The sequence below is a fragment of the Streptomyces sp. NBC_00223 genome (assembly GCF_036199905.1).
Classification (GTDB): Bacteria; Actinomycetota; Actinomycetes; order Streptomycetales; family Streptomycetaceae; genus Actinacidiphila.
In genome coordinates this window covers 3,025,837-3,047,931 of record NZ_CP108109.1, presented here as the reverse complement: position 1 = coordinate 3,047,931, position 22,095 = coordinate 3,025,837, and the positions used below count along the sequence as shown (strand labels likewise).

General features: G+C 68.0%; 21 protein-coding genes. 10 read left to right on the top strand and 11 right to left on the bottom strand.

All coding sequences use genetic code 11. The annotated features are described in order from the left end of the window. The first annotated feature begins 207 nt into the window (after positions 1-207). Entirely contained in the window at positions 208-1,716 is a 1,509-nt protein-coding gene (locus OHA30_RS12685) for an MFS transporter (protein ID WP_328913928.1), read from the top strand. A gap of 193 nt (positions 1,717-1,909) precedes the next feature. On the opposite strand, the gene OHA30_RS12680 is transcribed toward OHA30_RS12685, so the two are convergent. The 3 genes from OHA30_RS12680 to OHA30_RS12670 all read right to left on the bottom strand — a co-directional run bounded on the left by OHA30_RS12680 (position 1,910) and on the right by OHA30_RS12670 (position 3,969). Then, the gene (locus tag OHA30_RS12680) at positions 1,910-2,548 is read right to left on the bottom strand and encodes a hypothetical protein (RefSeq protein ID WP_328913927.1); all 639 of its coding nucleotides are present in this window, start codon (positions 2,546-2,548) and stop codon (positions 1,910-1,912) included. Between the two features lie 19 nt (positions 2,549-2,567). Further along, positions 2,568-3,353, bottom strand: a complete 786-nt coding sequence (locus tag OHA30_RS12675; RefSeq protein WP_328913926.1) for a dioxygenase family protein — start codon at positions 3,351-3,353, stop codon at positions 2,568-2,570. A 106-nt stretch (positions 3,354-3,459) separates the two neighbouring features. Beyond that, complete coding sequence (locus tag OHA30_RS12670; RefSeq protein WP_328913925.1) at positions 3,460-3,969, bottom strand: GNAT family N-acetyltransferase; 510 nt, start codon at positions 3,967-3,969, stop codon at positions 3,460-3,462. 209 nt (positions 3,970-4,178) lie between these two features. Here OHA30_RS12670 and OHA30_RS12665 point away from each other — a divergent pair, with 209 nt between their 5' ends. Both OHA30_RS12665 and OHA30_RS12660 read left to right on the top strand, forming a co-directional pair. Then, positions 4,179-5,174, top strand: a complete 996-nt coding sequence (locus OHA30_RS12665) for a sigma-70 family RNA polymerase sigma factor (RefSeq protein ID WP_328913924.1) — start codon at positions 4,179-4,181, stop codon at positions 5,172-5,174. A 104-nt stretch (positions 5,175-5,278) separates the two neighbouring features. Further along, positions 5,279-6,046: a VIT1/CCC1 transporter family protein gene (locus tag OHA30_RS12660; protein ID WP_328913923.1), complete on the top strand. Its 768-nt coding sequence runs from the start codon at positions 5,279-5,281 to the stop codon at positions 6,044-6,046. 26 nt (positions 6,047-6,072) lie between these two features. Here the strand turns inward: OHA30_RS12660 and OHA30_RS12655 are convergent, their stop codons facing one another. Together OHA30_RS12655 and OHA30_RS12650 are read right to left on the bottom strand one after the other, a co-directional pair. Next, positions 6,073-7,233, bottom strand: coding sequence for a low temperature requirement protein A (locus tag OHA30_RS12655; RefSeq protein ID WP_328917844.1), 1,161 nt, complete (start codon positions 7,231-7,233; stop codon positions 6,073-6,075). Positions 7,234-7,382: 149 nt separating this feature from the next. Next, positions 7,383-8,546, bottom strand: a complete 1,164-nt coding sequence (locus OHA30_RS12650; protein ID WP_328913922.1) for a PLP-dependent cysteine synthase family protein — start codon at positions 8,544-8,546, stop codon at positions 7,383-7,385. A gap of 188 nt (positions 8,547-8,734) precedes the next feature. Here OHA30_RS12650 and OHA30_RS12645 point away from each other — a divergent pair, with 188 nt between their 5' ends. Further along, the gene (locus OHA30_RS12645; RefSeq protein WP_328913921.1) at positions 8,735-8,938 is read left to right on the top strand and encodes a hypothetical protein; all 204 of its coding nucleotides are present in this window, start codon (positions 8,735-8,737) and stop codon (positions 8,936-8,938) included. Positions 8,939-9,062: 124 nt separating this feature from the next. Here OHA30_RS12645 and OHA30_RS12640 read toward each other — a convergent pair whose 3' ends face one another. The 5 genes from OHA30_RS12640 to OHA30_RS12620 form a co-directional block, all read right to left on the bottom strand. Next, positions 9,063-9,365: a hypothetical protein gene (locus tag OHA30_RS12640; protein WP_328913920.1), complete on the bottom strand. Its 303-nt coding sequence runs from the start codon at positions 9,363-9,365 to the stop codon at positions 9,063-9,065. A 539-nt stretch (positions 9,366-9,904) separates the two neighbouring features. Next, complete coding sequence (locus OHA30_RS12635) at positions 9,905-10,762, bottom strand: S-methyl-5'-thioadenosine phosphorylase (RefSeq protein WP_328913919.1); 858 nt, start codon at positions 10,760-10,762, stop codon at positions 9,905-9,907. Positions 10,763-10,864: 102 nt separating this feature from the next. Continuing rightward, a complete protein-coding gene (locus OHA30_RS12630; RefSeq protein ID WP_328913918.1) occupies positions 10,865-11,206 on the bottom strand; it encodes an FmdB family zinc ribbon protein in 342 nt (113 codons plus the stop codon). Positions 11,207-11,272: 66 nt separating this feature from the next. Further along, complete coding sequence (locus tag OHA30_RS12625) at positions 11,273-12,571, bottom strand: MFS transporter (protein ID WP_328917843.1); 1,299 nt, start codon at positions 12,569-12,571, stop codon at positions 11,273-11,275. A gap of 214 nt (positions 12,572-12,785) precedes the next feature. Continuing rightward, positions 12,786-14,279, bottom strand: coding sequence for a potassium/proton antiporter (locus OHA30_RS12620; RefSeq protein WP_328917842.1), 1,494 nt, complete (start codon positions 14,277-14,279; stop codon positions 12,786-12,788). 179 nt (positions 14,280-14,458) lie between these two features. Between OHA30_RS12620 and OHA30_RS12615 the strand changes: the two genes are divergently transcribed. Beyond that, positions 14,459-17,173: a penicillin acylase family protein gene (locus tag OHA30_RS12615; RefSeq protein WP_328913917.1), complete on the top strand. Its 2,715-nt coding sequence runs from the start codon at positions 14,459-14,461 to the stop codon at positions 17,171-17,173. A gap of 25 nt (positions 17,174-17,198) precedes the next feature. Here OHA30_RS12615 and OHA30_RS12610 read toward each other — a convergent pair whose 3' ends face one another. Continuing rightward, on the bottom strand, positions 17,199-17,792 hold the full coding sequence (locus OHA30_RS12610) for a 5-formyltetrahydrofolate cyclo-ligase (RefSeq protein WP_328913916.1): 594 nt from the start codon (positions 17,790-17,792) through the stop codon (positions 17,199-17,201). 81 nt (positions 17,793-17,873) lie between these two features. On the opposite strand from OHA30_RS12610, the gene galU reads away from it, so the two are divergent. From galU to OHA30_RS12585, 5 genes are all read left to right on the top strand, one after another. Then, positions 17,874-18,782 (top strand): UTP--glucose-1-phosphate uridylyltransferase GalU, encoded by a 909-nt coding sequence (gene galU / locus OHA30_RS12605; protein WP_328913915.1) that lies wholly within the window; start codon positions 17,874-17,876, stop codon positions 18,780-18,782. Then, complete coding sequence (gene glp / locus OHA30_RS12600) at positions 18,779-20,101, top strand: molybdotransferase-like divisome protein Glp (protein WP_328913914.1); 1,323 nt, start codon at positions 18,779-18,781, stop codon at positions 20,099-20,101. The genes galU and glp overlap by 4 nt, the downstream gene beginning before the upstream one ends. Before the next feature lie 250 nt (positions 20,102-20,351). Further along, positions 20,352-20,834, top strand: coding sequence for a cyclic pyranopterin monophosphate synthase MoaC (moaC, locus tag OHA30_RS12595; protein WP_328913913.1), 483 nt, complete (start codon positions 20,352-20,354; stop codon positions 20,832-20,834). Further along, a complete protein-coding gene (locus OHA30_RS12590) occupies positions 20,831-21,388 on the top strand; it encodes a MogA/MoaB family molybdenum cofactor biosynthesis protein (RefSeq protein WP_328913912.1) in 558 nt (185 codons plus the stop codon). Before moaC ends, OHA30_RS12590 begins: the two co-directional genes overlap by 4 nt. Continuing rightward, positions 21,385-22,005 carry a GNAT family N-acetyltransferase gene (locus OHA30_RS12585; RefSeq protein ID WP_328917841.1) on the top strand — a complete coding sequence of 207 codons (621 nt, stop codon included), beginning with the start codon at positions 21,385-21,387 and terminating at the stop codon, positions 22,003-22,005. Before OHA30_RS12590 ends, OHA30_RS12585 begins: the two co-directional genes overlap by 4 nt. Positions 22,006-22,095 lie beyond the last annotated feature (90 nt).

The following is a 22,095-nucleotide window of genomic DNA, read 5'->3' as shown; positions in this document are numbered from 1 at the left end:
GCCGTCATCGGTCATCGGTGGCATCGACGCCCTGGACCCGCGAAGCCCACTCAGACGAGCCCGCCCCGACAAGCAATCGACGTCAGAGAAGACCGCTCGTCCTCCTGATCACCCGGCGCCGGATCCAGGTCCCAGATCCCGGCCGGACACGTTCGCTGACAAACGTCCCCACGTCCTGTCACTCCGCATCCATTAGTGAGACCAGTCATGCCTCAAACGCTCCAGCCCGATCCCAAGCGCTGGACAGCGCTCACCTTCATCGCAATCGCCCAGCTGATGGTCGTGCTCGACGCGACCGTGGTGAACATCGCACTGCCGTCCGCCCAGGCCGACCTCGGCATCTCCGACGGCAACAAGCAGTGGGTCGTCACCGCCTACACGCTGGCCTTCGGCGGCCTGCTGCTCTTCGGCGGGCGGGTGGCCGACCTCTGGGGACGCAAGAACACGTTCATCATCGGCCTGCTCGGTTTCGCCGCTGCCTCCGCGCTCGGCGGCGCCGCGGTGAACACGGCCATGCTGCTCGGCGCCCGCGCCCTCCAGGGCGTCTTCGGTGCCCTGCTGGCCCCCGCCGCGCTCTCGCTGGTCGCCGTGATGTTCACCGACGCCAAGGAACGCGCCAAGGCGTTCGGCATCTATGGCGCCATCGCGGGCGCCGGCGCGGCCGTCGGCCTGATCCTGGGCGGCGTCCTCACCGAATACCTGAACTGGCGCTGGGCGCTCTTCGTCAACATCGCCTTCGCTGTCATCGCCGTCATCGGCGCCCTGATGTACATCCGCGAGCCCGCGGAGGGCCGCAATCCCAACCGCCTGGACATTCCCGGTGTGGTCCTCGCGAGCGTCGGCCTGGTCTCCCTGGTGTACGGCTTCAGCCGCGCCGAGTCCGACGGCTGGGCGGCGGGTGTGACCATCGGACTGTTTGTCGCCGCCGCGGTGCTGCTCGTGGCGTTCGTCGTCGTCGAGGGCAAGGTCAAGGCGCCGTTGCTGCCACTGCGCGTGGTCACCGACCGCAACCGTGGTGGTGTCTATCTGGCGCTGGGTCTTGCGGTTATCGGAATGTTCGGCCTGTTCCTGTTCCTGACCTACTACCTGCAGATAGTCATGGGGTACTCGGCGCTCAAGTCCGGGTTCTCCTTCCTGCCGATGGTCGCGGGCATGATCGTCGGCTCCACGCAGATCGGCGCCCGCCTCATGCTGCGGGTCCGTCCGCGCCTGCTGATGGCCCCCGGCTTCCTGGTCGCCGCGATCGGCATGGGCATCCTGGCCCAGATCAAGGTCGATTCCAGCTACGCCGCCGTTCTGCTCCCCGGCCTGGTCCTCATGGGCCTCGGCATGGGTACGGCGTTCATGCCGGCGATGAGCCTGGCCACGCACGGCGTACGGCCGTCGGACGCGGGCGTGGCCTCCGCGATGGTGAACACCTCGCAGCAGGTCGGCGGTTCCATCGGCACCGCCCTGCTGAACACCCTCGCGACCAGCGCCACCGTCTCCTGGAAGGTCAGCCACTCCAAGGGGCCGGCCGACCTGAAGAACCAGCTGTTCGTCAACCAGGCCGCGGTCCACGGCTACAGCGTCGCCATCTACTGGGCGATGGCCATCCTCGCGGTGTCCTCGATCCTGGCGTTCGTCCTGGTCAACGCCGAGGTTCAGAACACCGGTGAGCGGACCCAGGGCGACGAGTCCGTCGAGGACTTCGCCGTCCCCGCCATCGCCCACTGATGCGATGAACTCACCGTCGTACGGCACGCCGCCGCATGACCTCACCATATGAATGACGGTCATACGGCATACGTAGGACGGTCATTCGTACGGTGATGTGACTGGTCCCCACCCCTCCGGATCATCCGGAGGGGTGGGGACCAGTCGCGTCACCGTGTGGACGCTTGATGTGCCCGCGATCGGAGCGCGGGTACTACAGCCCCCCGGTCCAGCCGTACGAACTGGGCACCTGGACCTTGTCGCCCGGCGCGCCGTAGACGATGGCGATCTCGTCGTGCGCGGCCAGTTTCAGCGCGGCCGGGTCGCCGGTCTGCTCCTTGCCGTTGACGTAGACATGCAGTTCCTTGCCGCCGCCGACCTTCAGCGGGCCGAGCGCGGCCTTGCTGATCGGCACGTTCCACTCGGTCATGAACTCGCCGAGTGTGAATTCGGCCTGCACCGGGGACTCGATGTGCACCACGCCGGTCGTGTCGTGGGTGTGCAGGGGGCTGATCTGCTGCTTGACGTTGTCGATACCGATCTCGGCCGGCACTGTCACCGCCGCGCCGTCCACGTACACGTCCAGGTGGCTGTGGATGTGCAGCACCTGGCCCTCCTGCCCGAGCATCGGCAATCCCGCGGACTTGGCCTGCGCCGTCGCGTCCTCGGGCGCCGGCCAGGACACCGACGAGGCCGCGGGCTTGTTGTCGGCCGTGTCGGCGGTGGCGGTGGTGGCGGCCGTACTGGGCGTGCCGGGCGAGGCGTCGGAGTCCTTGCTGTCGGAGCCGCACGCGGCCAGGGTCACGGCTCCGGCCAGGACGGCCACGCCGATCGCGATGCGTCGCATATGCATGAGGTGGATGTCTTCCTCTTCAGCCGAACTGGACGGAACGTTTGGCCAGCCCCATCCAGAAACCGTCGATGATGCTGCGCTGACTGCCGAGTTCGGACTCGGCGGCGCCGAGCGTAACGAACAGCGGAGCGAAGTGCTCGGTGCGCGGGTGGGCCAGGCGCCCGGCGGGCGCGGCGTGTTCGAAGTCCAGCAGCGCGTCGACGTCCTGGGCGTCCAGCGCCTCGTGCCCCCAGGCGTCGAACTCCGCCGACCAGCCCGGCGGCCGCTCCCCGGCATGCCGCAGCGCCGCCAGATTGTGCGTGAAGAACCCGCTGCCGACGATCAGTACGCCCTCGTCCCGCAACGGCGCCAGCCTTCGGCCGATCTCCAGCAGCTTCCCGGGCTCCAGGGTCGGCATCGACACCTGCAGTACGGGGATGTCCGCCGCCGGGAGCATCTCCACCAGCGGCACGTAGGCGCCGTGGTCGAGGCCGCGGTCGGGGACGTCCTGTACGGGGTGGCCCGCGCCGCGCAGCAGCTTGCGCACGTCGGCGGCGAGCTCGGGAGCGCCGGGGGCCGGATAGGTCACCCGGTAGTAGTGCTCGGGGAAACCCCAGAAGTCGTACACCAGGGGTACGGACGCCGTCGCGCCGATCGCGAGCGGGGCCTCCTCCCAGTGTGCGGAGACCATCAGGATCGCCTTGGGCCGGGGGAGCCCGGCGGCCCAGGCGGCGAGTTCGCCGGGCCATACGGGGTCGTCGGCGAGCGGCGGGGCGCCGTGCGAGAGATAGAGCGCGGGCATGCGCTCCGGTGTCGCTGTGGTCATCGCACAACCTCCTTGAAACTTCAAGCTTATGAAAGGACGGTAACGCTATCTGCTTGAAGGTTCAAGTAAGCTTCGAAGCGCTCCTCGGGGCCTGACCTGCCCGGCGTCAGTCGAGGCGCTTCTCGAACCACGCCACGTCGTGATAGACGCCGAACTTCCGCCCGACCTCCTCATAGATCCCGACCTGCCGGAAGCCGAATCGCCGGTGGACCCGTACCGACGCTTCGTTCGGGAGGGTGACTCCCGCGTACGCGCGATGCACGTCCTCCTCCGCCAGCGCCTCGAAAAGCTGCTTGTAGAGCAAGGTGCCGATTCCACGGCCGACGGCGTCGGGGGCCAGATAGACGCTGGTCTCCACGGAAGTGGCGTACGCGGCCTTCGGGCGGAACGGGCTGCTGGTCGCGTAACCCAGAATGCCCCCGTCAGAACCGGGAATCCGAGCAACCAGGAGACGGTGCGGGCCGTCTTCGGGATGGGAGAGCAACCACGGCCGGCGTTCATCGGCGGTGAGGGGGGTTACGTCGAACGTGATCGGCGTCTTGCGAATGTAGTGGTTGTAGATAGCAGTGAGCGCGTCCAGATCATCCTCTTTACCGGGCCTGACCTGGACGTTCATACGATCCGACATCGTATGACCTCTCTATGTGGCCGGACAGCATACTCCAAGATCATAAAAAACAGGTGACGACATGGGAATTGTGTCCGGATTCCAGTCGTTATCCCAATCGGATGGGGCAACCGGAAGGTATGAGCCGCACACGGTGGAAGCCCGCACGGCGGCCCGATCCGGACCAAGACCGACCGCACCTTCGTAAGGGAGCTCGCATGGCAACCCGTGCCGTCGCCCGTCGTAACGCAGGCGGGACCAGCAGCGCTCGCGCCGCAGGCGGGGAAGTCGCCGACCGCGACCTCGTCGGCATGTACCTGGACGAGATCGCGCGCACCCCGCTGCTCGACGCCGCCCGGGAGGTCGAGCTGTCCCGGGACATCGAAGCGGGCGTCTACGCAGAGCGCATACTCGCCGCTGACACCGGTCTGCCCGCCGGAGCGGGCGCCGACGCCAAGCGCGAGGAGCTCGAAGCGATCGTCGGCGCAGGTGAGCGCGCCAAGGACATCTTCATCCGCTCCAACCTCCGCCTCGTCGTCGCGGTCGCCCGCCGCTACCCGCGCAGCGGACTGCCGCTGCTCGACCTGATCCAGGAGGGGAACGCGGGCCTGGTCCGCGCCGTCGAGAAGTTCGACTACGCCAAGGGCTTCAAGTTCTCCACCTACGCGACCTGGTGGATCCGGCAGGCCATCACCCGTTCCATCGCCGACCAGTCCCGTACGATCCGGCTGCCCGTGCACCTGGTCGAGGAGCTGGGCCGTATCCGGCGCGTGCAGCGCGAGTTCAACCGCGAGCACGGCCGTGACGCGGAGCCCGCGGAGATCGCCGCGGAGCTGGACTCCACCGCGGGGCGCATCGCCGACGTCCTGGACTGGGCCCGCGACCCGGTGTCCCTCAACATGTCGGTGGACGCCGAGGGCGAGACCGAGTTCGGCGACCTCGTCGAGGACGGCGCGGCTCCCTCCCCGGAGGACTCCGTGCTGGTCATGCTGCGCCGCGAAGAGCTGGACGGCCTGATCGACCGGCTCGACGACCGGACCGCCTCCATCATCCGCGCCCGGTACGGCATCGTGGACGGCCGTGAACGCACTCTCACCGAGGTCGGCAAGGAACACGGCCTCACCCGCGAGCGCATCCGCCAGATCGAGAAGCACGCACTCGCCGATCTCAAGCGGATGGCGCGCGCGACCGGACTGGACTACGAAGCCGCGTAGTCCGACCCGGTCCCACAGACCCGAGCCCCGGTGCATCCCCCCCCCGCGCCGGGGTTCGGCCTGCCCCGGACACGGACCCGGCCGGGGGTGAGACGCTTCCCTCCATGAACGACGACAGCGCGAGCGGGACGGGCGACGCCGCGACGCCGCCCCCGGAGACCGGCCCGGAGCACCACACGGGCGAGCCGCACCACGAAGGGCTCGGCACCCGTCTGAACTGGCTGCGTGCCGCCGTCCTCGGCACCAACGACGGCGTGGTTTCCACCGCGGGCATCGTCGTGGGCGTGGCGGGCGCCACCGACTCCCGGTCGGCACTGTTCACCGCGGGCCTGGCCGGCCTCATGGCCGGTTCGCTGTCGATGGCGGCCGGCGAGTACGTCTCCGTCAGCACCCAGCGAGACTCGGAACAGGCGGCCCTCGCCGTCGAACGCGAAGAACTCGCCACCACCCCAGAGGCCGAACTCGACGAACTCACCGGCCTGCTCCAGGACCGCGGCATCAGCCACGACCTTGCCCGCGAGGTCGCCGAACAGCTCACCGCACGCGACGCGCTCGGCGCCCACGCCCGCGTCGAACTCGGCATCGACCCCGATGAACTCGCCAACCCCTGGCACGCCGCCTGGGCCAGTTTCATCTCCTTCACCGCTGGCGCCCTGCTGCCGCTGCTGGCGATCGTGCTCCCTCCGCGGGACTGGCGGCTCGCCGTCACCGTTGTCTCCGTGATGGCCGCCCTCGTCGGCTGCGGCTGGATCAGCGCCCGGCTGGGCAACGCTCCGGCGCGCCCCGCCATCATCCGCAACGCCGCAGGCGGGGCGATCGCCATGGCGGTGACCTACGCGGTCGGTGTCCTCCTGGGGGCCGCCGGCGTCTGAACCCTTCCGGCCGCGCGACCGGGCGGTCATACGGGGTTACGCGCCTGTTGGGACACACCGACAGCAACCGCGCCCGCGCACACCACTCCCGCCCACAGCACGGCGTGCGACCCGGTGAAGGTGCACGCCGCAACCGCCAACGCCGCCATGGGCAGGGTGAGCTGCTGCGCCAGCCCACGCTTGTAGTGGCGCGAGTGCAGCGACCACACCGTCAGCAGGAATACGGCGGTGGGTACGGTCACCGATGCCGACGCCGCCCGGGTCGAGAGCTCGGTCGTACCGACCGTCTGCTCGATCGCGATCTCCAGACCGGAGCCGATGGCGGCAGCCGAGGTGAACACGGCGAAGTGACCGTAGCCCCACAGAAACGCCTGCCGGCTGGACGTCAGATGGCCGTGGATCGGCACCGCGAAATAGATCCACCAGGCGGAAAAGACGATCAGTAGACCGCCGACCGCGATCGGCACCAGCGCCCCCAGCGCCTGGTGCTCATCGGCCGCTGACTGTACGGCGATGGTGGCCGCCGACACCGACTCGCCGAGCACGATGATGGTGAACAGCCCGTAGCGTTCCGCGATGTGACGCGGATGCCAAGCGGTCGGCGCCGAACGCTCCGCCAGCGGAGGTACCGACAACTCCGCCACGGCCATCAGCAGAAAGGCCCACACCGGCGGTGCTCCCGGCGGAACCAGCAGCACCATCCATCCGACCTGGCAGACCGACACTCCGATCGCGTACCGAAGCGCGGTCGCCCGCGCCCCTCCGGTCTCGGACCGGGCCGCCCTCAGCCACTGCGTCACCAGCGCCAACCGCATCACCGCGTAGCCGATGGCCGTCAGCCGGAAGTCACCGTGGTCGAACGCCCGCGGCACTCCCGCCGCCAGAATCAGTACGCCCACGATCTGTACCAGGGCCGTCACCCGATACGGCACATCGTCGGTGTCATAGGCAGACGCGAACCATGAGAAGTTCATCCAAGCCCACCAGATGGCGAAAAACACCGTCAGGTAGCCGATCACCCCGTGCTGGTCCTGCCCGTCGGCCACGGCGTGCACCAGCCGCCCGCCCGCCTGGGCCACCGCGACCACGAAACACAGATCGAAGAACAACTCCAGCGGTGTGGACGCCCGGTGCTCCTCGGAACGGCTGCGCGCCGCCATCCGGCGCAGAGCGCCGCTCGCACGCATGGAGTGAGTGCCGGGTGTGCCGGCCGGCGTCGAGCCGGCCCGGTTGGTGGGATCGTTCATGCAGGACACCTTGGGGCAGCGGAGACCCGGCGCGCAGCCCAACGCGCGAGGCTCCGTGACCCCGGCCCCGGATCACGGAAACCCGCCTCTTACCCGTTCCGGCTCGCCTTCGGCCCGTCCAGCGTTCCCGTGCTCAGAAAGCGCTCGAGACGTTCCAGGTACGGGCCGATGTCGATGCCCTGCTCGGACAGCCAGCCGTCCGCGTAGTACTTCTCAACGTAGCGTTCGCCCGGATCGCACAACAGACCGACCACGCTGCCGCGTTCTCCACGCTCACGCATCTCGGAGATGATCCGGAACGCCGCCCACAGTCCCGTTCCGGTCGATGCTCCCGCCCGGCGTCCGAGGAGGCGCGCCAGGACTCGGATACACGCGATCGAGGCCGCGTCCGGCACCCGCATCATCCGGTCGATGGCGCCCGGAACGAAGCTCGGCTCCACCCGCTGGCGGCCGATCCCCTCGATCCTGGAGCCGGTGCCGGTCGTGGCGCCCGGATCGCCGTCCCGCCACCCGGGGAAGAAGGCCGAGTTCTCCGGGTCGGCCACGCAGATTCCGGTCGTCGCCCGTGCGTACCGGACGTACCGGGCCAGGGTCGCCGAGGTGCCCCCGGTTCCCGCCGTGGCGACGATCCACGCGGGGACCGGATGTCGTTCCTCGGCCATCTGCCGGAAGATCGACTCGGCGATGTTGTTGTTGCCCCTCCAGTCCGTCGCCCGTTCCGCGTACGTGAACTGGTCCATGTAGTGGCCGCCCGACTCCCGGGCCAGCCGGGCGGCCGTCTCGTACACCTCGCCGGGACTGTCCACCAAGTGGCACTGTCCGCCCTGGAACTCGATCAGTTCCACCTTGGTCCGCACCGTCCCGCGGGCCATCACGGCCACAAAGGGGACACCGATCAGTCGCGCGAAGTACGCCTCCGATACGGCCGTCGACCCGCTCGACGCCTCGATCACCGGGCGACCCGGCCTGATCCACCCGTTGCACAACGCGTACAGGAACAATGAGCGGGCCAGGCGGTGCTTGAGCGAGCCTGTCGGATGCGTCGATTCGTCCTTCAGATAGAGGTCGACGCCCCAGTCCGCCGGGAGCGGAACTGACAGCAAATGGGTATCGGCGGACCGGTTGGCGTCGGCATGGACCTTCGCCACAGCCTCCTTCAACCAGCGGCGGTACTCGGGGTCGCTTCGGTCGATGTCCAGTTCCTCCGCGGCGGGCACCGCTGCGGGGGACGACATCGGCTTGGGTGAGTGCATGAGGCCAGGTATATCCGCTCGACTGCCTCAAACGGACACTTGGGGTATCTCTGTACATCGGCTTGGGTAGGGAGGGGGCTCGGGGGCCGGCCGTCCCGCCGTACCCTGGAGGCATGAACAGCGGCCCTTCTCCCGAGTACGTCCCGGACGCAGGTCGCGACGGGGCCCCTGCGGCCAGTAGTGGTGCGGTGTCACCCTCGCGCGCCTCCGACACCGTCGGGGTCGGCCCCGTTCCGTCGGCCGCCGTACCTGCTGCCGGGCTCGTCTTCGACGATCCACTCGACCGGCCGTCATCCGACGACACGGACCGCGGCTGGGGTGAGTCGTCCCCCGGTACGGCGGACGACGACTTCACCCGCTTCCTCAACGAGAAGCCGCCGCACCACCTCTGAATCCGGTCCGCCCAGCCACACGCGCGGGTAAGCACACCCACCGCCACCGCGGCCGATTTGTCCACCGCTTCGGCGATCTTCGCCCGCAACCGGAGCGTCCAGTCGTCTTCCGTGAGTGTCTGATTCAGCACAACGCCACCCCCAGGGGCGACGACGCGGCGGCTCCGGAAAGCGCTGCGGCAGTACGGCGGGGTACGGAGAGCACGATCAGCGCTCCATCGGGGCTGCCACCGTCAGGGACGAGGGAGCCGGTAGCCGGGGTCACGAGGCTTTCCGGTACGGCGACAACCGTGACACCGGTGGCCACCACCCGGGCGCCGGCCAGCACATCCACCTGGTCACCGGGGCGCAGCAGGGTCGCAGCAGCCGCGTCCGCGATGCGCACGGGGGCCCGTACGAGACGGTCGCCCGCCGCATGAGACGTCACAGCTGCCGCGGGTCCGCGGGGCGTCGCGGCGATTCGTTGAGGTGGAGCGCCGTGAGCCGCGGACGCCACCAGCGCGGCAGCCGTCACGGCGAGACCGACGGCCAGCGGTCGACGTCGGCGCCGGACCGTTCTGCGCAGGCGCCTTCTCCCGCCGCGCCCTCCGGCCCGGATCGGTGGGAAGTCCGGAACCGGGCAGCGCGGCGGTGTAAAGGGCTCCGGCATCGTCGGCGCGGTCGAGGAGCCGCTGGTTGCGGTGGCCTCCGGGCCGGAAGCGGTCGGAAGGGATGCCGACGATCGGACCGGGTACGAGGACGAACTGGGGAAATGCATGGGAACACCGCCTGACGAGGAGGAAGTCGGCCGTACTTCGGTCGACGTGTCCACCATCGCGCAGTCCACGGACACCGCGCGGAGGCCCTGTGGACAGCGAGGCGGTTGTGGAAAACTCGGCCACTCGCAGGAGTGAACGCTTGATTGGCCGGCCCCTCACGGGGCAAGTGCCTCCGCCTTCCGGCAGGTCACCGGAGCGGTCATGACAGCTACGGCAGCGCGATCCCCGGGTCCTGGCCGCCCAGCGAATTCACGCACAGGCAGTCCCGCTCACCGTTGTCCGGCAGGGCCCGGATCACATCGAACAGCACATCCCGCATCCTGCCGACGTTGGCCGCGAAGACCTCAAGGACCTCCTCGTGGGAGACGCCCTCCCCGGTGTCGGCCCCCGCGTCCAGGTCGGTCACCAGTGTCAGCGATGTGTAGCAGAGCCCCAGCTCACGGGCCAGCACCGCTTCCGGGTGCCCGGTCATCCCGACCACTGACCATCCCTGCGCCGCATGCCACAGCGATTCCGCGCGTGTGGAGAAGCGAGGCCCTTCGACGACAACGAGCGTCCCGCCGTCCACGGCCTCCCAGCCGTCAGCCCGCGCAGTGCTGACTGCCGAACGTCGGCCCACCGGACAGTACGGGTCGGCGAAGGTCACATGCACCACATTCGGTACCTGCCCATCAGGCATCGCCTCGCCGTCGAAGTACGACTGGGCGCGTGACTTCGTGCGGTCCACGAGCTGGTCCGGAACGAGCAGGGTGCCGGGACCGTACTCCGGGCGGAGCCCGCCGACCGCGCATGGTCCGAGCACCTGGCGCGCGCCGACCGAGGCAAGGGCCCACAGATTGGCCCGATAGTTGATCTTGTGTGGTGGCAGATGGTGTTTGCGGCCGTGCCGAGGAAGGAAGGCCACTTGGCGGCCGGCCACCTCGCCGAGGAAGAGGGAGTCGCTCGGCGTCCCGTAGGGGGTGTCGACCGTGATTTCCCTCACATCATCGAGGAAGGAGTAGAAGCCGGAGCCGCCGATGACGCCGATCTCGGCCTGCTCTCGCGTCCCGCTGCTGTTCTGCGCCATGACGATCACCCTAATCGGGACCCGACAACACAACGAACCCCCGCCGGTAGCGACGAGGGTTCGTAAGGTTTTCGGCTGTCCGGAGGAGTTGCCCGACGCGGCTCAGGCCGCGGACGTGCTGTTCGACGACGAGGAGCCGGACGAGGACGAGGAACTGGTCGACGGCGTGCTGGTGGACCCGGACGACGAGCTCGACGAGGTGCCGCTGCTGGAGGACTTGCTGTCCGAGCTGCTGCTCTTGGCCGCGGGCGCGCTGCCCGACGATGATCCGCGGCTGTCGGTCCGGTAGAAGCCGGAACCCTTGAAGACCACGCCCACCGCCGAGAAGACCTTGCGCAGGCGTCCGCTGCAGCTGGGGCACTCCGTCAGCGCGTCATCGCTGAACTTCTGCACCGCCTCAAGGGCCTCGCCGCACTCGGTGCACTGGTACTGGTACGTCGGCACTTGCTCCTCCTGGCACTCTCACTCGTTGAGTGCTAACGACGCTCAATAGTGCAGTATTTCCCGCCGTCAGTCCACCGCGACCGGCGGACGGTGACCGATCACACCATTCGCCGGCACCCCGTGCGGGTGAGGAACGAGCCGTCCGCGCAGCGCCATGAGCACCATGAGCGCCAGAGCCGTGCCGCCAAGAGGCACCGTGAAACCGCCATGAGATCCCGCCCGATCCGTCAGCAGGCCCGCTGTCGTGACCGCCGCGGCCTGACCGAGCGCGACCGATCCCGTCAGCCAGGTGAACGCCTCGGTCCGGATCGTGGCCGGCACCAACGAGTCGACCAGCGTGTAGCCGGTGATGAGTGCGGGCGCGATGCACAGGCCCACCACCAGCCCGAGCGCACCCAGCGGCACCGCTGCGTGCATGGCCCACAGAGGCGCGCACGCGAGGGTCAGGGCCGCGTAGGCCACGAGCAGCCGGGTATGCGGGCCACGGCGCCAGGTGACCGCGCCGTAAATCACACCGGCGAGCATGTTGCCGGCCGCGAAGACTCCGTAGAGCAGGCCGTTCATGCCGGGGTGGCCGATTTCCTGGGTGAAGGCCGTCAGAGAGACCTGCATGCCCCCGAAGACCGATCCGATGCCCAGGAAGGCGACCGCGAGGGCTCGTACCCCTGGCACCGACAGCGCGGAGACACGCTTCGTGCTTCCGTCTGCCGTGTGGTGCTGCGGCGTGGGGGCGGACCTCGCCTGGGAGGCGAAGAGAATGCCACCGCTGAGAGTCAGCACGCCTTCGGCGATCAGGCCCGCTGCCGGATGCACACCGGTGCACAGAGCCGTGGCGAGCACCGGGCCGATCACGAAAGTGAACTCGTCCGTCACCGACTCGAAGGCGGCCGCCGTTGTCGCCAGAGACGACCGGGAGCTCTTCAGCGCCACTGTCCAGCGGGAACGGACCATGGGGCCGACCTGCGGGACCGTTGCCCCGGCGGGCACGGCTGACGCGAACAGCACCCAGGCGGGAGCGTGGACCAGCGCGAGCGTCACCAGGGCCGCGACCGATGCCGCGTGCAGCAGGACGCCGGGGATCAGTACGGCACGCTGGCCGTAACGGTCGGCGAGCCTGCCGCCGTGGGGTGCGCACACCGCCATCGACACACCTGTGACGGCCGCGGCCGCCCCGGCCGTCCCGTAGGAGCCGGTGGTGTGCTCGACCAGGAGCACCATGCTGATGGTGAGCATCGCGAACGGCTGCCGGGCGGCGAAGCCTGGAAGCAGGAACGCCCATGCGCCGGGCGTCCGCAGCAGTTGCCGGTAGCCCGGCTTCCCGGCAGAGGTGACTGCTCGATCACCGGACGGGGGCGTGGGGGAGATGGGTGCCGTGGATGCCACAGCCTGGACTTTCTGCCGCCTGGTAGCGCCTGCGCGGGGTTGGTGACCGCGCGATCACGCCGAAGGCCGTCCGCTCAGCGCGGGTCACCGCGCCGGCCCTGCGTCAGGCAGAGGTCGAACTCGACAAATACCGGATCATCATACGTAATCTCGTCGGTCATCGCGTCCTCTGTACCTGACCGGGCCGCCACATCGGTCACTTCTCTCCCAGCCACCCCGCCAACTTGCCGCCTCGTCCGACCGCCCGCAACCGGTCCTCGGCCGCGTCCCGCACGGGATCGGTCGTCACGACAAGCAGTTCATCGCCGCGTCGCAGCGTCGTCGAAGGCAACGGCACAAAGCTCGCGCCGTCGCGGACCACCAAGGTGACGGCAGCGCCCGAGGGAAGCCGCAACTCGTCGACTTCGACGCCATGCATGCGAGACCCTTCAGGGATGGCGACGGACAGCAGATGACCTTGCAGCCGCTCCAGGGGAGCGGACTCGATGCCGAGGTCGGCGGTGCCGCTCGCGTCGTCGCCGCCGATGCGCAGCCGCCGTGCGAGCGAGGGCAGTGTCGGCCCCTGCACCAGCGTGTAGATGATCACCAGTACGAAGACAATATTGAAGATCCGCTTGCTTTGGGAGATCCCGGCCACCATCGGAATCGTGGCCAGCACGATCGGCACCGCACCCCGCAGCCCCGCCCAGGACATCAGAGCCTGTTCGCGCCAAGGGATACCGAACGGCAGCAGGCTGATCACTACGGAAGCCGGGCGCGCGACCACGGTGAGGAACAGTCCGATGATGATCGCGGGTACGACGTCATCGCCCAGCTCGTGCGGTGTGACAAGCAACCCGAGCAGCACGAACAACCCGATCTGCGCGATCCACCCCAGCCCTTCGGCGAAGCCGCGGGTGGCCGGCCGATGCGGAAGTTTGGCGTTGCCCAGGACGAGCGAGGCGAGGTAGACGGCCAGGAATCCGGAGCCGTGCGCCATGGCGCCTGCCGCGTACGCGGCCACGGCGATGGCAAGTACGGCGATCGGGTAGAGGCCGGAGGCGGGCAGCGCCAGGTGTTTCAGGCCGTACGCCCCGATCCAGCCCACCGCGATCCCGATGGCGGCGCCGATCAGCAATTCCAGGGCGATCTCGCCGACCAGCTGATACCAGTGATCGACTGGTCCCGCGGCTGAGAACGCGACCACCAGGATCACCACTGGCGCGTCGTTGAAGCCCGATTCGGCTTCGAGGACCCCGGTCACCCGCTTGGGCAGCGAAACGTTCCTGAGCACCGAGAACACCGCCGCCGCGTCCGTCGAGGACACCACCGCGCCGATGATCAGTGACTGTCGCCATTCGAGGCCCACCAGGTAGTGCGCGGCGCCGGCGGTGACGAAGACGCTCGCCAGCAGGCCGACCGTGGACAGTACGGCGGCGGCCGGCACCACGGGTTTGATTTCGTGCCACTTTGTGCCAAGTCCACCTTCGGCGAGGATCACCACAAGGGCTGCGTAACCCAGCACCTGGGTGAGCTGAACATCGTCAAAAGTGAAGCCGAACAGGCCATCCTGTCCGATGATCACACCGATGCCGAGGTAGATGAGGAGGGTCGGAAGGCCACTGCGCGACGCGAGTCGCACAGCGACGACGGCGACCAGGAGAACTGAGGCGCCGATCAGCAGGATCTCGTTCAGGTGGTGGACAGTCAGGGGCCCGGTCCTTTCAACTTCATTGCCTTACCTAATATTTTACCCTCGCTTGACGTTGCATGGTCCACCGCATGGTCACCCGGACTCCGCGTCCAGCCGTCGCAGGGCGTGCCCCTATGGTTGCCCTTGCACAACGAGCACCCTGATCACCGGTCCGCCCTGCCCCTCGAAGGACAGCGATGCCCGCACGGAAGAAGTCCCGCCGCGTACGCCTCATCGTGATCGCGTTCGTACTGCTCCTGGTGGCGGGAATCGGCTACGGGTCGTACTGGAGCGTGGGCACCGTGCGTGCCTCCTTCCCGCAGACATCGGGTTCCTTGAAGCTCAAGGGCCTGTCCGCGCCGGTCGACGTCAAACGGGACGGCAACGGCATCCCGCAGATCTACGCCGACACCCCTGAGGACCTGTTCCGCGCCCAGGGATACGTCCAGGCGCAGGACCGCTTCTACGAAATGGACGTACGCCGCCACCTCACCTCCGGCCGACTGTCCGAGATGTTCGGCAAGGGTCAGGTCGAGACCGACGCCTTCCTGCGCACCCTCAACTGGCACGGCATCGCGCAAGAGGAATACAACACCAAGCTCGACGCCAGTACGAAGAAGTTCCTGCAGGCGTACACGGACGGTGTCAACGCCTACCTCAAGGACCACAGTGGTGCCGCGCTGTCGGTGGAGTACGCGGCTCTGTCGTTCAGCAACAACTACAAGCCGCAGCCATGGACGCCTGTCGACTCGGTCGCCTGGCTCAAGGCGATGGCCTGGGATCTTCGCGGCAATATGCAGGACGAGATCGATCGCTCGCTGATGACCAGCCGCCTCAGCCAGGCGCAGATCAAGCAGCTGTATCCGGCATATCCGTACAATCGGAATCGTCCGATTGTCGACGCCGGGTCGGTTGATCAGATCACCGGAGAATATGAGCCCGTCGGGTCGAGTGGCCCTCAGGGGCTCGGTGGCACGGTCGATGCCCAGCTCTCCGGCATTTCGCAGATCATCGACCAAATGCCCGCGCTGCTCGGCCCGTCGGGCAGTGGCATCGGTTCGAACTCCTGGGTGATCTCCGGCCAGTACACGACCACGGGTAAGCCGCTGCTGGCCAACGATCCGCACCTCGCGCCGCAGTTGCCCTCGCTCTGGTACCAGATGGGTCTGCACTGCCGCACGCTGAGCGCTGCCTGCCCGTACGACGTCACCGGCTTCACGTTCTCAGGAATGCCCGGTGTGGTGATCGGCCACAACCAGGACATCTCCTGGGGGATGACCAACCTGGGTGCCGACGTCACCGACCTGTACCTGGAGAAGGTCACCGCCAACACGTATCTCTACGACGGCAAGCAGAAGCGGTTCAAGACCCGCAAGGAGACCATCAAGGTCGCCGGCGGCAAGGACCGTACGATCACGGTCCGCGAGACCAACAACGGACCGGTGATCTCCGACCGCAGCGACGAGATCCGTACCGTGGGCCAGACCGCTCCTGTCGCGGACCCGCCGGGCGGGGTCAACAGCGGTTACGCGGTCTCCCTGAAGTGGACCGCGCTCATTCCGTCCAAGACGATGGACGCCGTCTTCGAGCTGGACAGGGCGAAGAACTTCGACGACTTCCGCTCGGCCGCCGCGGACTTCGCCGTACCTTCGCAAAATCTGATCTACGCCGACACCAAGGGCAACATCGGCTACCAGGCGCCGGGTCAGGTCCCGATTCGCGCCAAGGGCGTCGACGGCACCTACCCGGTGCCCGGCTGGGACTCGCACTACAACTGGACCGGCTCCATTCCGTTCAAGTCGATGCCGTACGAGTACAACCCCAAGCGCGGCTACATCGTCACCGCCAACCAGGCCGTCATAGACCAGAGCAAGTATCCGTACCTGCTGACCAGCGACTGGGGCTACGGCACCCGCAGCCAGCGCATCAACGATCTCATCGCGTCCAAGACCAAGGACGGCGGAAAGATCTCCATGGACGACATGCAGTCCATGCAGAACGACGACAGCAGTGAGATCGCCAAGCTGCTCGTGCCCTATCTTCTGAAGATCGACATCAAGAACGACAAGGGCGACTACGTAAGGAATGCGCAGAAACTGCTGGAAGGATGGGATTACAACCAGGACGCCGATTCGGCGGCGGCCGCGTACTTCAACGCCGTCTGGCGAAACGTCCTCAAGCTCACCTTCGGCAACAAGCTGCCCAAGGAGCTGCGTCCCAAGGGGCAGTGCCTGAGGGTGCCCCCTGTGGGTCAGACCGGCCCGGTCGACAACCTGGACGGCGCGAACAGCACGGTCGAGGAGTGCGGCCAGCGAGACGCCGACGAGGCGCAGCCCGACGGTGGGGACCGCTGGTTCGAGGTTGTCCGCAATATCCTCCCGGACGCCGGCAACTCTTGGTGGACGATGTCCACCAAGGCTTTCTTCGGCGACGACACGGACAAGTCCCACCGCAGCACACGTGATCAGCTCCTGGCGCAGGCCATGAAGGACGCCCGCTACGAACTGACCGCCAAGCTCGGCAAGGACATCAACACCTGGAGCTGGGGGCGCCTGCACAAGCTGGACCTGAAGAACCAGACTCTGGGCACGGACGGCCCCGGCGTCCTCAAGTGGCTTCTCAACCGCGGCTCGTGGCAGCTCGGCGGCGGCGAGGCGGCCGTCGACGCGACCGGCTGGAACGCGGCCGGCGGCTACGACATCGCCTGGGTCCCCTCCATGCGGATGATCGTCAACCTCCAGAACTTCGACAAGTCCCGCTGGATCAACCTCACCGGCGCCTCAGGGCACGCCTACAACGCCCACTACACCGACCAGACCGGCAAATGGGCCAACGGCGAACTGCTGCCCTGGTACTACTCCGACACCCAGGTCGACAGGACGTCCGAGGCGAAGATGGCGCTCACTCCGTAGATTCGGCGCCTGGGGTGCGAAAAGTTCACCCGGGGAAGCGACGCACCCCCTCAGGAGTCACTGCCGCGTTCACGAGGTGGTCATGAGGTTCCCGCGGAACCGAAGCGACCACCTCGTGCGCGTACAGAAGCACCACCAGCGCCGGATGCGTTCCGGCCTCCCGCAGCCGTTCGAGGACGCGGTCGTACGATCCACCGCCGCGTCCCAGGCGTACACCCCGGCCGTCCACGGCGAGGCCGGGCAGCAGGACGGCCTGTGCCTCGGTGACGGCCTGCGGGCCCAGCCGTACTCCGGTGGGCTCCAGGAGGCCGCGCCCGGTGCGTTCCAGGGTCGCGGGGCCCTGGTACTCGGCCCAGTCCAGGTCGTTGTCGTCCAGGAGCACGGGCAGCAGGACCCGTGTGCCCGAGACGCGTATCGCCTCGATCAACGCGTGAGTGCCCGGCTCCGTGCCCATCGACACATAGGCCGCAAGGGTTTCAGCGGCCGCCAATGGCGGCAGTTCGCGTACTCTCTCCGCGAGCGCGCTGCTCGCCGCGCGGCGCTCGTCGGCGGTCAATCCGCGCCTGGCCGCCAGAAGCCGCGTCCTCAGTTCCGCCTTCTGCGCCCGTGCCTCGCTCATACCACGCACAACCGTTGCCTATCAGCCATTACCAACCGGTCTTTCATCTTCCGCACATACGCGGCCGCTAAAGTGCACGGCATGACGCGCTCACGTAAGCGGATCTCCAAGGCTGTCATTCCCGCGGCCGGACTGGGCACCCGGTTCCTGCCGGCGACGAAGGCGACTCCCAAGGAGATGCTTCCGGTGGTGGACAAGCCGGCGATCCAGTACGTGGTCGAAGAGGCCGTCGCGGCACGGCTGTCCGATGTGCTGATGATCACCGGTCGCAACAAACGTCCGCTGGAGGACCACTTCGACCGCAACTACGAGCTCGAAGAGGCGCTTACCCGCAAAGGCGACGAATCCCGCCTGGCCCGGGTCCGTGAGTCCAGTGATCTCGCCACGATGCACTATGTGCGCCAGGGCGACCCCAGGGGCCTCGGTCACGCCGTGCTCTGCGCCGAACCCCATGTGGGAGACCAGCCGTTCGCCGTTCTGCTCGGTGACGACCTGATCGATCCGCGCGACCCGCTGCTGTCCCGCATGATCACCGTTCAGGAGCAGCACGGCGGCAGCGTCGTCGCTCTGATGAAGGTCCCTCCGGCCAGCATTCACCTGTACGGGTCCGCGGCCATAGTGCCGACCGTGGACGAGGACGTGGTGCGTGTCACGGACCTGGTCGAGAAGCCTGAGGCCGATCAGGCACCCTCCTCTTATGCGGTTATCGGACGATATGTTCTTGACCCGGCGGTGTTCGAGACCCTGAAGAAGACCGAGCCGGGCCGCGGCGGTGAGATCCAGCTCACCGACGCCCTGCGGGAGATGGCGCACCGCGACGACAACGGTGGACCGGTCCATGGCGTCATATTCACCGGTCGCCGCTACGACACCGGCGACCGGGGTGACTATCTGCGTGCGATTGTCCGACTGGCGTGCGAGCGTGATGACCTAGGACCCGATTTCCGGACCTGGTTGCGTTTGTATGTCAATGAGGAGATGCAACAGTGAGTCACGGCGCCGAACGTGTGTGGTCCGTCACCGATCATCTGGACAACATCCTGGGTCAGCTGACCGCCCTGGAGCCGATCGAGCTGCAGCTCCTCGACGCACAGGGATGCGTGCTGGTCGAGGACGTGACGGTGCCCGTCTCGCTGCCACCGTTCGAGAACAGCTCCATGGACGGTTACGCGGTACGGGTCGCCGACACCAAGGCGGCCACACACGAACATCCCGCAGTGCTCGACGTGGTCGGCGACGTCGCGGCCGGCATCGGCGAGCTGCCCACGGTCGGCCCCGGCCAGGCAGCCCGGATCATGACAGGCGCACCGCTCCCGCCCGGAGCCGAAGCCGTCGTACCCGTCGAGTGGACCGATGGCGGCGCCGGAGGCGGACCTGTCACCACCATGGCCGCGTACAGCGCCGATCCGCGGGGTGCGACCGGCGAGGTGCGTGTCTATCGGGCCGCGGAGGCGGAGCAGTTCGTTCGGGGCAAGGGCAGCGATGTGGCCGCCGGTGAACTCGCGCTCGCCGCGGGCGCCGTGCTCGGCCCGTCGCAGATCGGCCTCCTGGCGGCGATCGGCCGGGCCAGTGTCACCGTACGACCGCGTCCCCGGGTCGTCGTGGTGTCCACAGGCAGCGAACTCGTCCAGCCCGGTGAGCCGCTCGACCCCGGCCGTATCCACGATTCCAACAGCTTCGCCCTCACCGCCGCCGCGCGGGCCGCCGGAGCCATCGCCTACCGTGTGGGCGCCGTCGTCGACGAGGTCGAGACGCTGCGCGCCACCATTGAGGACCAGCTCATCCGGGCCGACGTCATCGTCACCAGCGGTGGGGTGAGCGTCGGGGCGTACGACGTCGTCAAGGAGGCGCTGTCCTCGCTCGGCGGGTCGTTCGGCGAGGACGCGGAGGAGAGCGCGGGGCGCGTCGAATTCCGCACGCTGGCCATGCAGCCCGGCAAGCCCCAGGGCTTCGGCCGAATCGGCCCCGACCGCATCCCCTTGCTCGCCCTGCCCGGCAATCCGGTGAGCGCGTATGTGTCCTTCGAGATGTTCGTCCGTCCCGTCATCCGCACACTGATGGGGGTGGGTTCCGTTCATCGGGAGGTCGTAAGGGCTGTGTGTACGACCGGGATTGAGCGGTCACCTGACGGCAGAAGGCAGTTCCTGCGCAGCCAATACGACCAGCAGGCCGGTGAGGTCACTCCTACGGGTGGCGCCGGCTCTCACCTGGTCAAGGCACTCGCGCACGCCGATTCACTGATCGTCGTACCGGAATCCGTCACCGCTGTTCCGGCCGGCGCTGAGGTCGATGTGATTCTGCTCGACTAGCGTTCCGACCGGAGAGTCCGCCGGAAGCTCACGGTGTCCGGCGGAGTGCGTCGCGAGGCGGGAAATCGTCCCCGCGCCGAGCGCACTCGGGCGTCGTCGGCAACGGAGTGAAGCGAGGCGCCGGGCGTCGGCGTCCGGTGAACCTTTCCGGTCACAGTGGTGGCCCCTCGCCGCCAGGTTGCGGGGCCGGGAGCCGAACACCGGCGTGTGCCGGTACGGTGTCTGCCCAGAAGACCGCACCGGGAGAACGATGAGCAGCGCTCAGCAGCACCTCACCCACCTCGACGAGGCGGGCGCGGCCCGTATGGTCGACGTCTCCGACAAGGACGTCACCGCGCGCACGGCCCGGGCCGCCGGACGCGTTCTCGTCTCCCCGCGTGTCGTCGAACTCCTGCGTGGCGAGGGCGTCCCCAAGGGTGACGCTCTCTCCACGGCACGGATCGCGGGCATCATGGGCGCGAAACGCACCCCTGAGCTCATCCCGCTCTGTCACCCCCTGGCCGTCTCCGGCGTGAGCGTCGACCTCGCGGTCACCGACGTCGCCGTCGAGATCACCGCTACGGTGCGGACCACGGACCGTACGGGCGTCGAGATGGAAGCGCTTACCGCCGTCAGTGTCGCCGCGCTCACCGTCGTCGACATGGTGAAGGCCGTCGACAAGGCGGCGGTCATCACCGACGTCCGGATCGAAGAGAAGACCGGTGGGAAGTCCGGCGACTGGCGCCGGCCATGACGTCTCCCACGCGTAGACCGCCCCTGCGGGCCCTGGCCGTCACCGCGTCCAACCGCGCCGCGGCCGGGGTGTACGAGGACCGTGGCGGTCCGCTGATCGTCGCGGCGCTGGAGGGGCTGGGCTTCACGGTGGACGGCCCGCGGGTCGTACCCGACGGTGAACCCGTCGGCGAGGCGCTGGCGGAGGCGGTCGCGGCCGCGTACGACCTCGTGGTCACCACCGGCGGTACCGGCATCTCGCCGACCGACCGCACGCCTGAGGTCACCCGGGCGGTGCTGGACTACGAGATCCCGGGCATCGCCGAGGCGATCCGCGCGGTCGGCCGGGAGAAGGTGCCCACCGCCGTGCTGTCCCGCGGCGTGGCCGGGGTCGCCGGACGCACCCTGGTGGTGAACCTTCCGGGTTCGACCGGTGGGGTGAAGGACGGCCTCGCCGTACTCGCGCCGCTTGTCGTACATGCCGTCGATCAGATCCATGGCGGCGATCATTCAAACGAGCAACCGGATGACCATTCAAGCGATCATCCGAATTCTGTTACTGGGAGACCGAGCTGAACGGGTCCTGGCCGACCGAGTTGGTGGACGGTGACATCACCCTCCGCCCGATCCGGATGCGTGACCAGCGCGCCTGGCGCGAGGTCAACCGGCGCAACCGCGAGTGGCTGCGTCCCTGGGAGGCGACCGTGCCGCCCGCTCCGCCGGGTCATGTGGCGCAACGACCGACGTATCGTCAGATGGTCCGTCATCTGCGCGGCGAGGCGGCTGCCGGGCGCATGCTGCCGTTCATCATCGAATATCAGGGACGCCTGGCGGGACAGTTGACGGTCGCGGGGATCACCTGGGGTTCGATGTGTTCGGCGCACATCGGTTACTGGGTCGACGAGGCGGTGGCCGGCCGCGGGGTGATGCCCACCTCGGTGTCGCTCGCCGTCGACCACTGCTTCCGCCGGATAGGGCTGCACCGGGTGGAGGTGTGCATTCGCCCCGAGAACGGTCCGAGCCGCCGAGTGGCCGAAAAGCTCGGCTTCCGTGAGGAAGGGCTGCGTCCGCGCTATCTCCATATCGACGGAGGGTGGCGTGATCATCTCGTATACGCGCTCACTGCCGAGGAAGTGCCGGAAGGGCTGCTGAACCGCTGGCACCAAGCGCGACCCGGCACTCCTCATAAATAAAACTATTGTTCGAATTAAAGGCCAATCGCAAAAAAATCTCGGCCTATCAGCCAGATCGTGCGACACACCGGGCCAAATTGCGTATGGCGT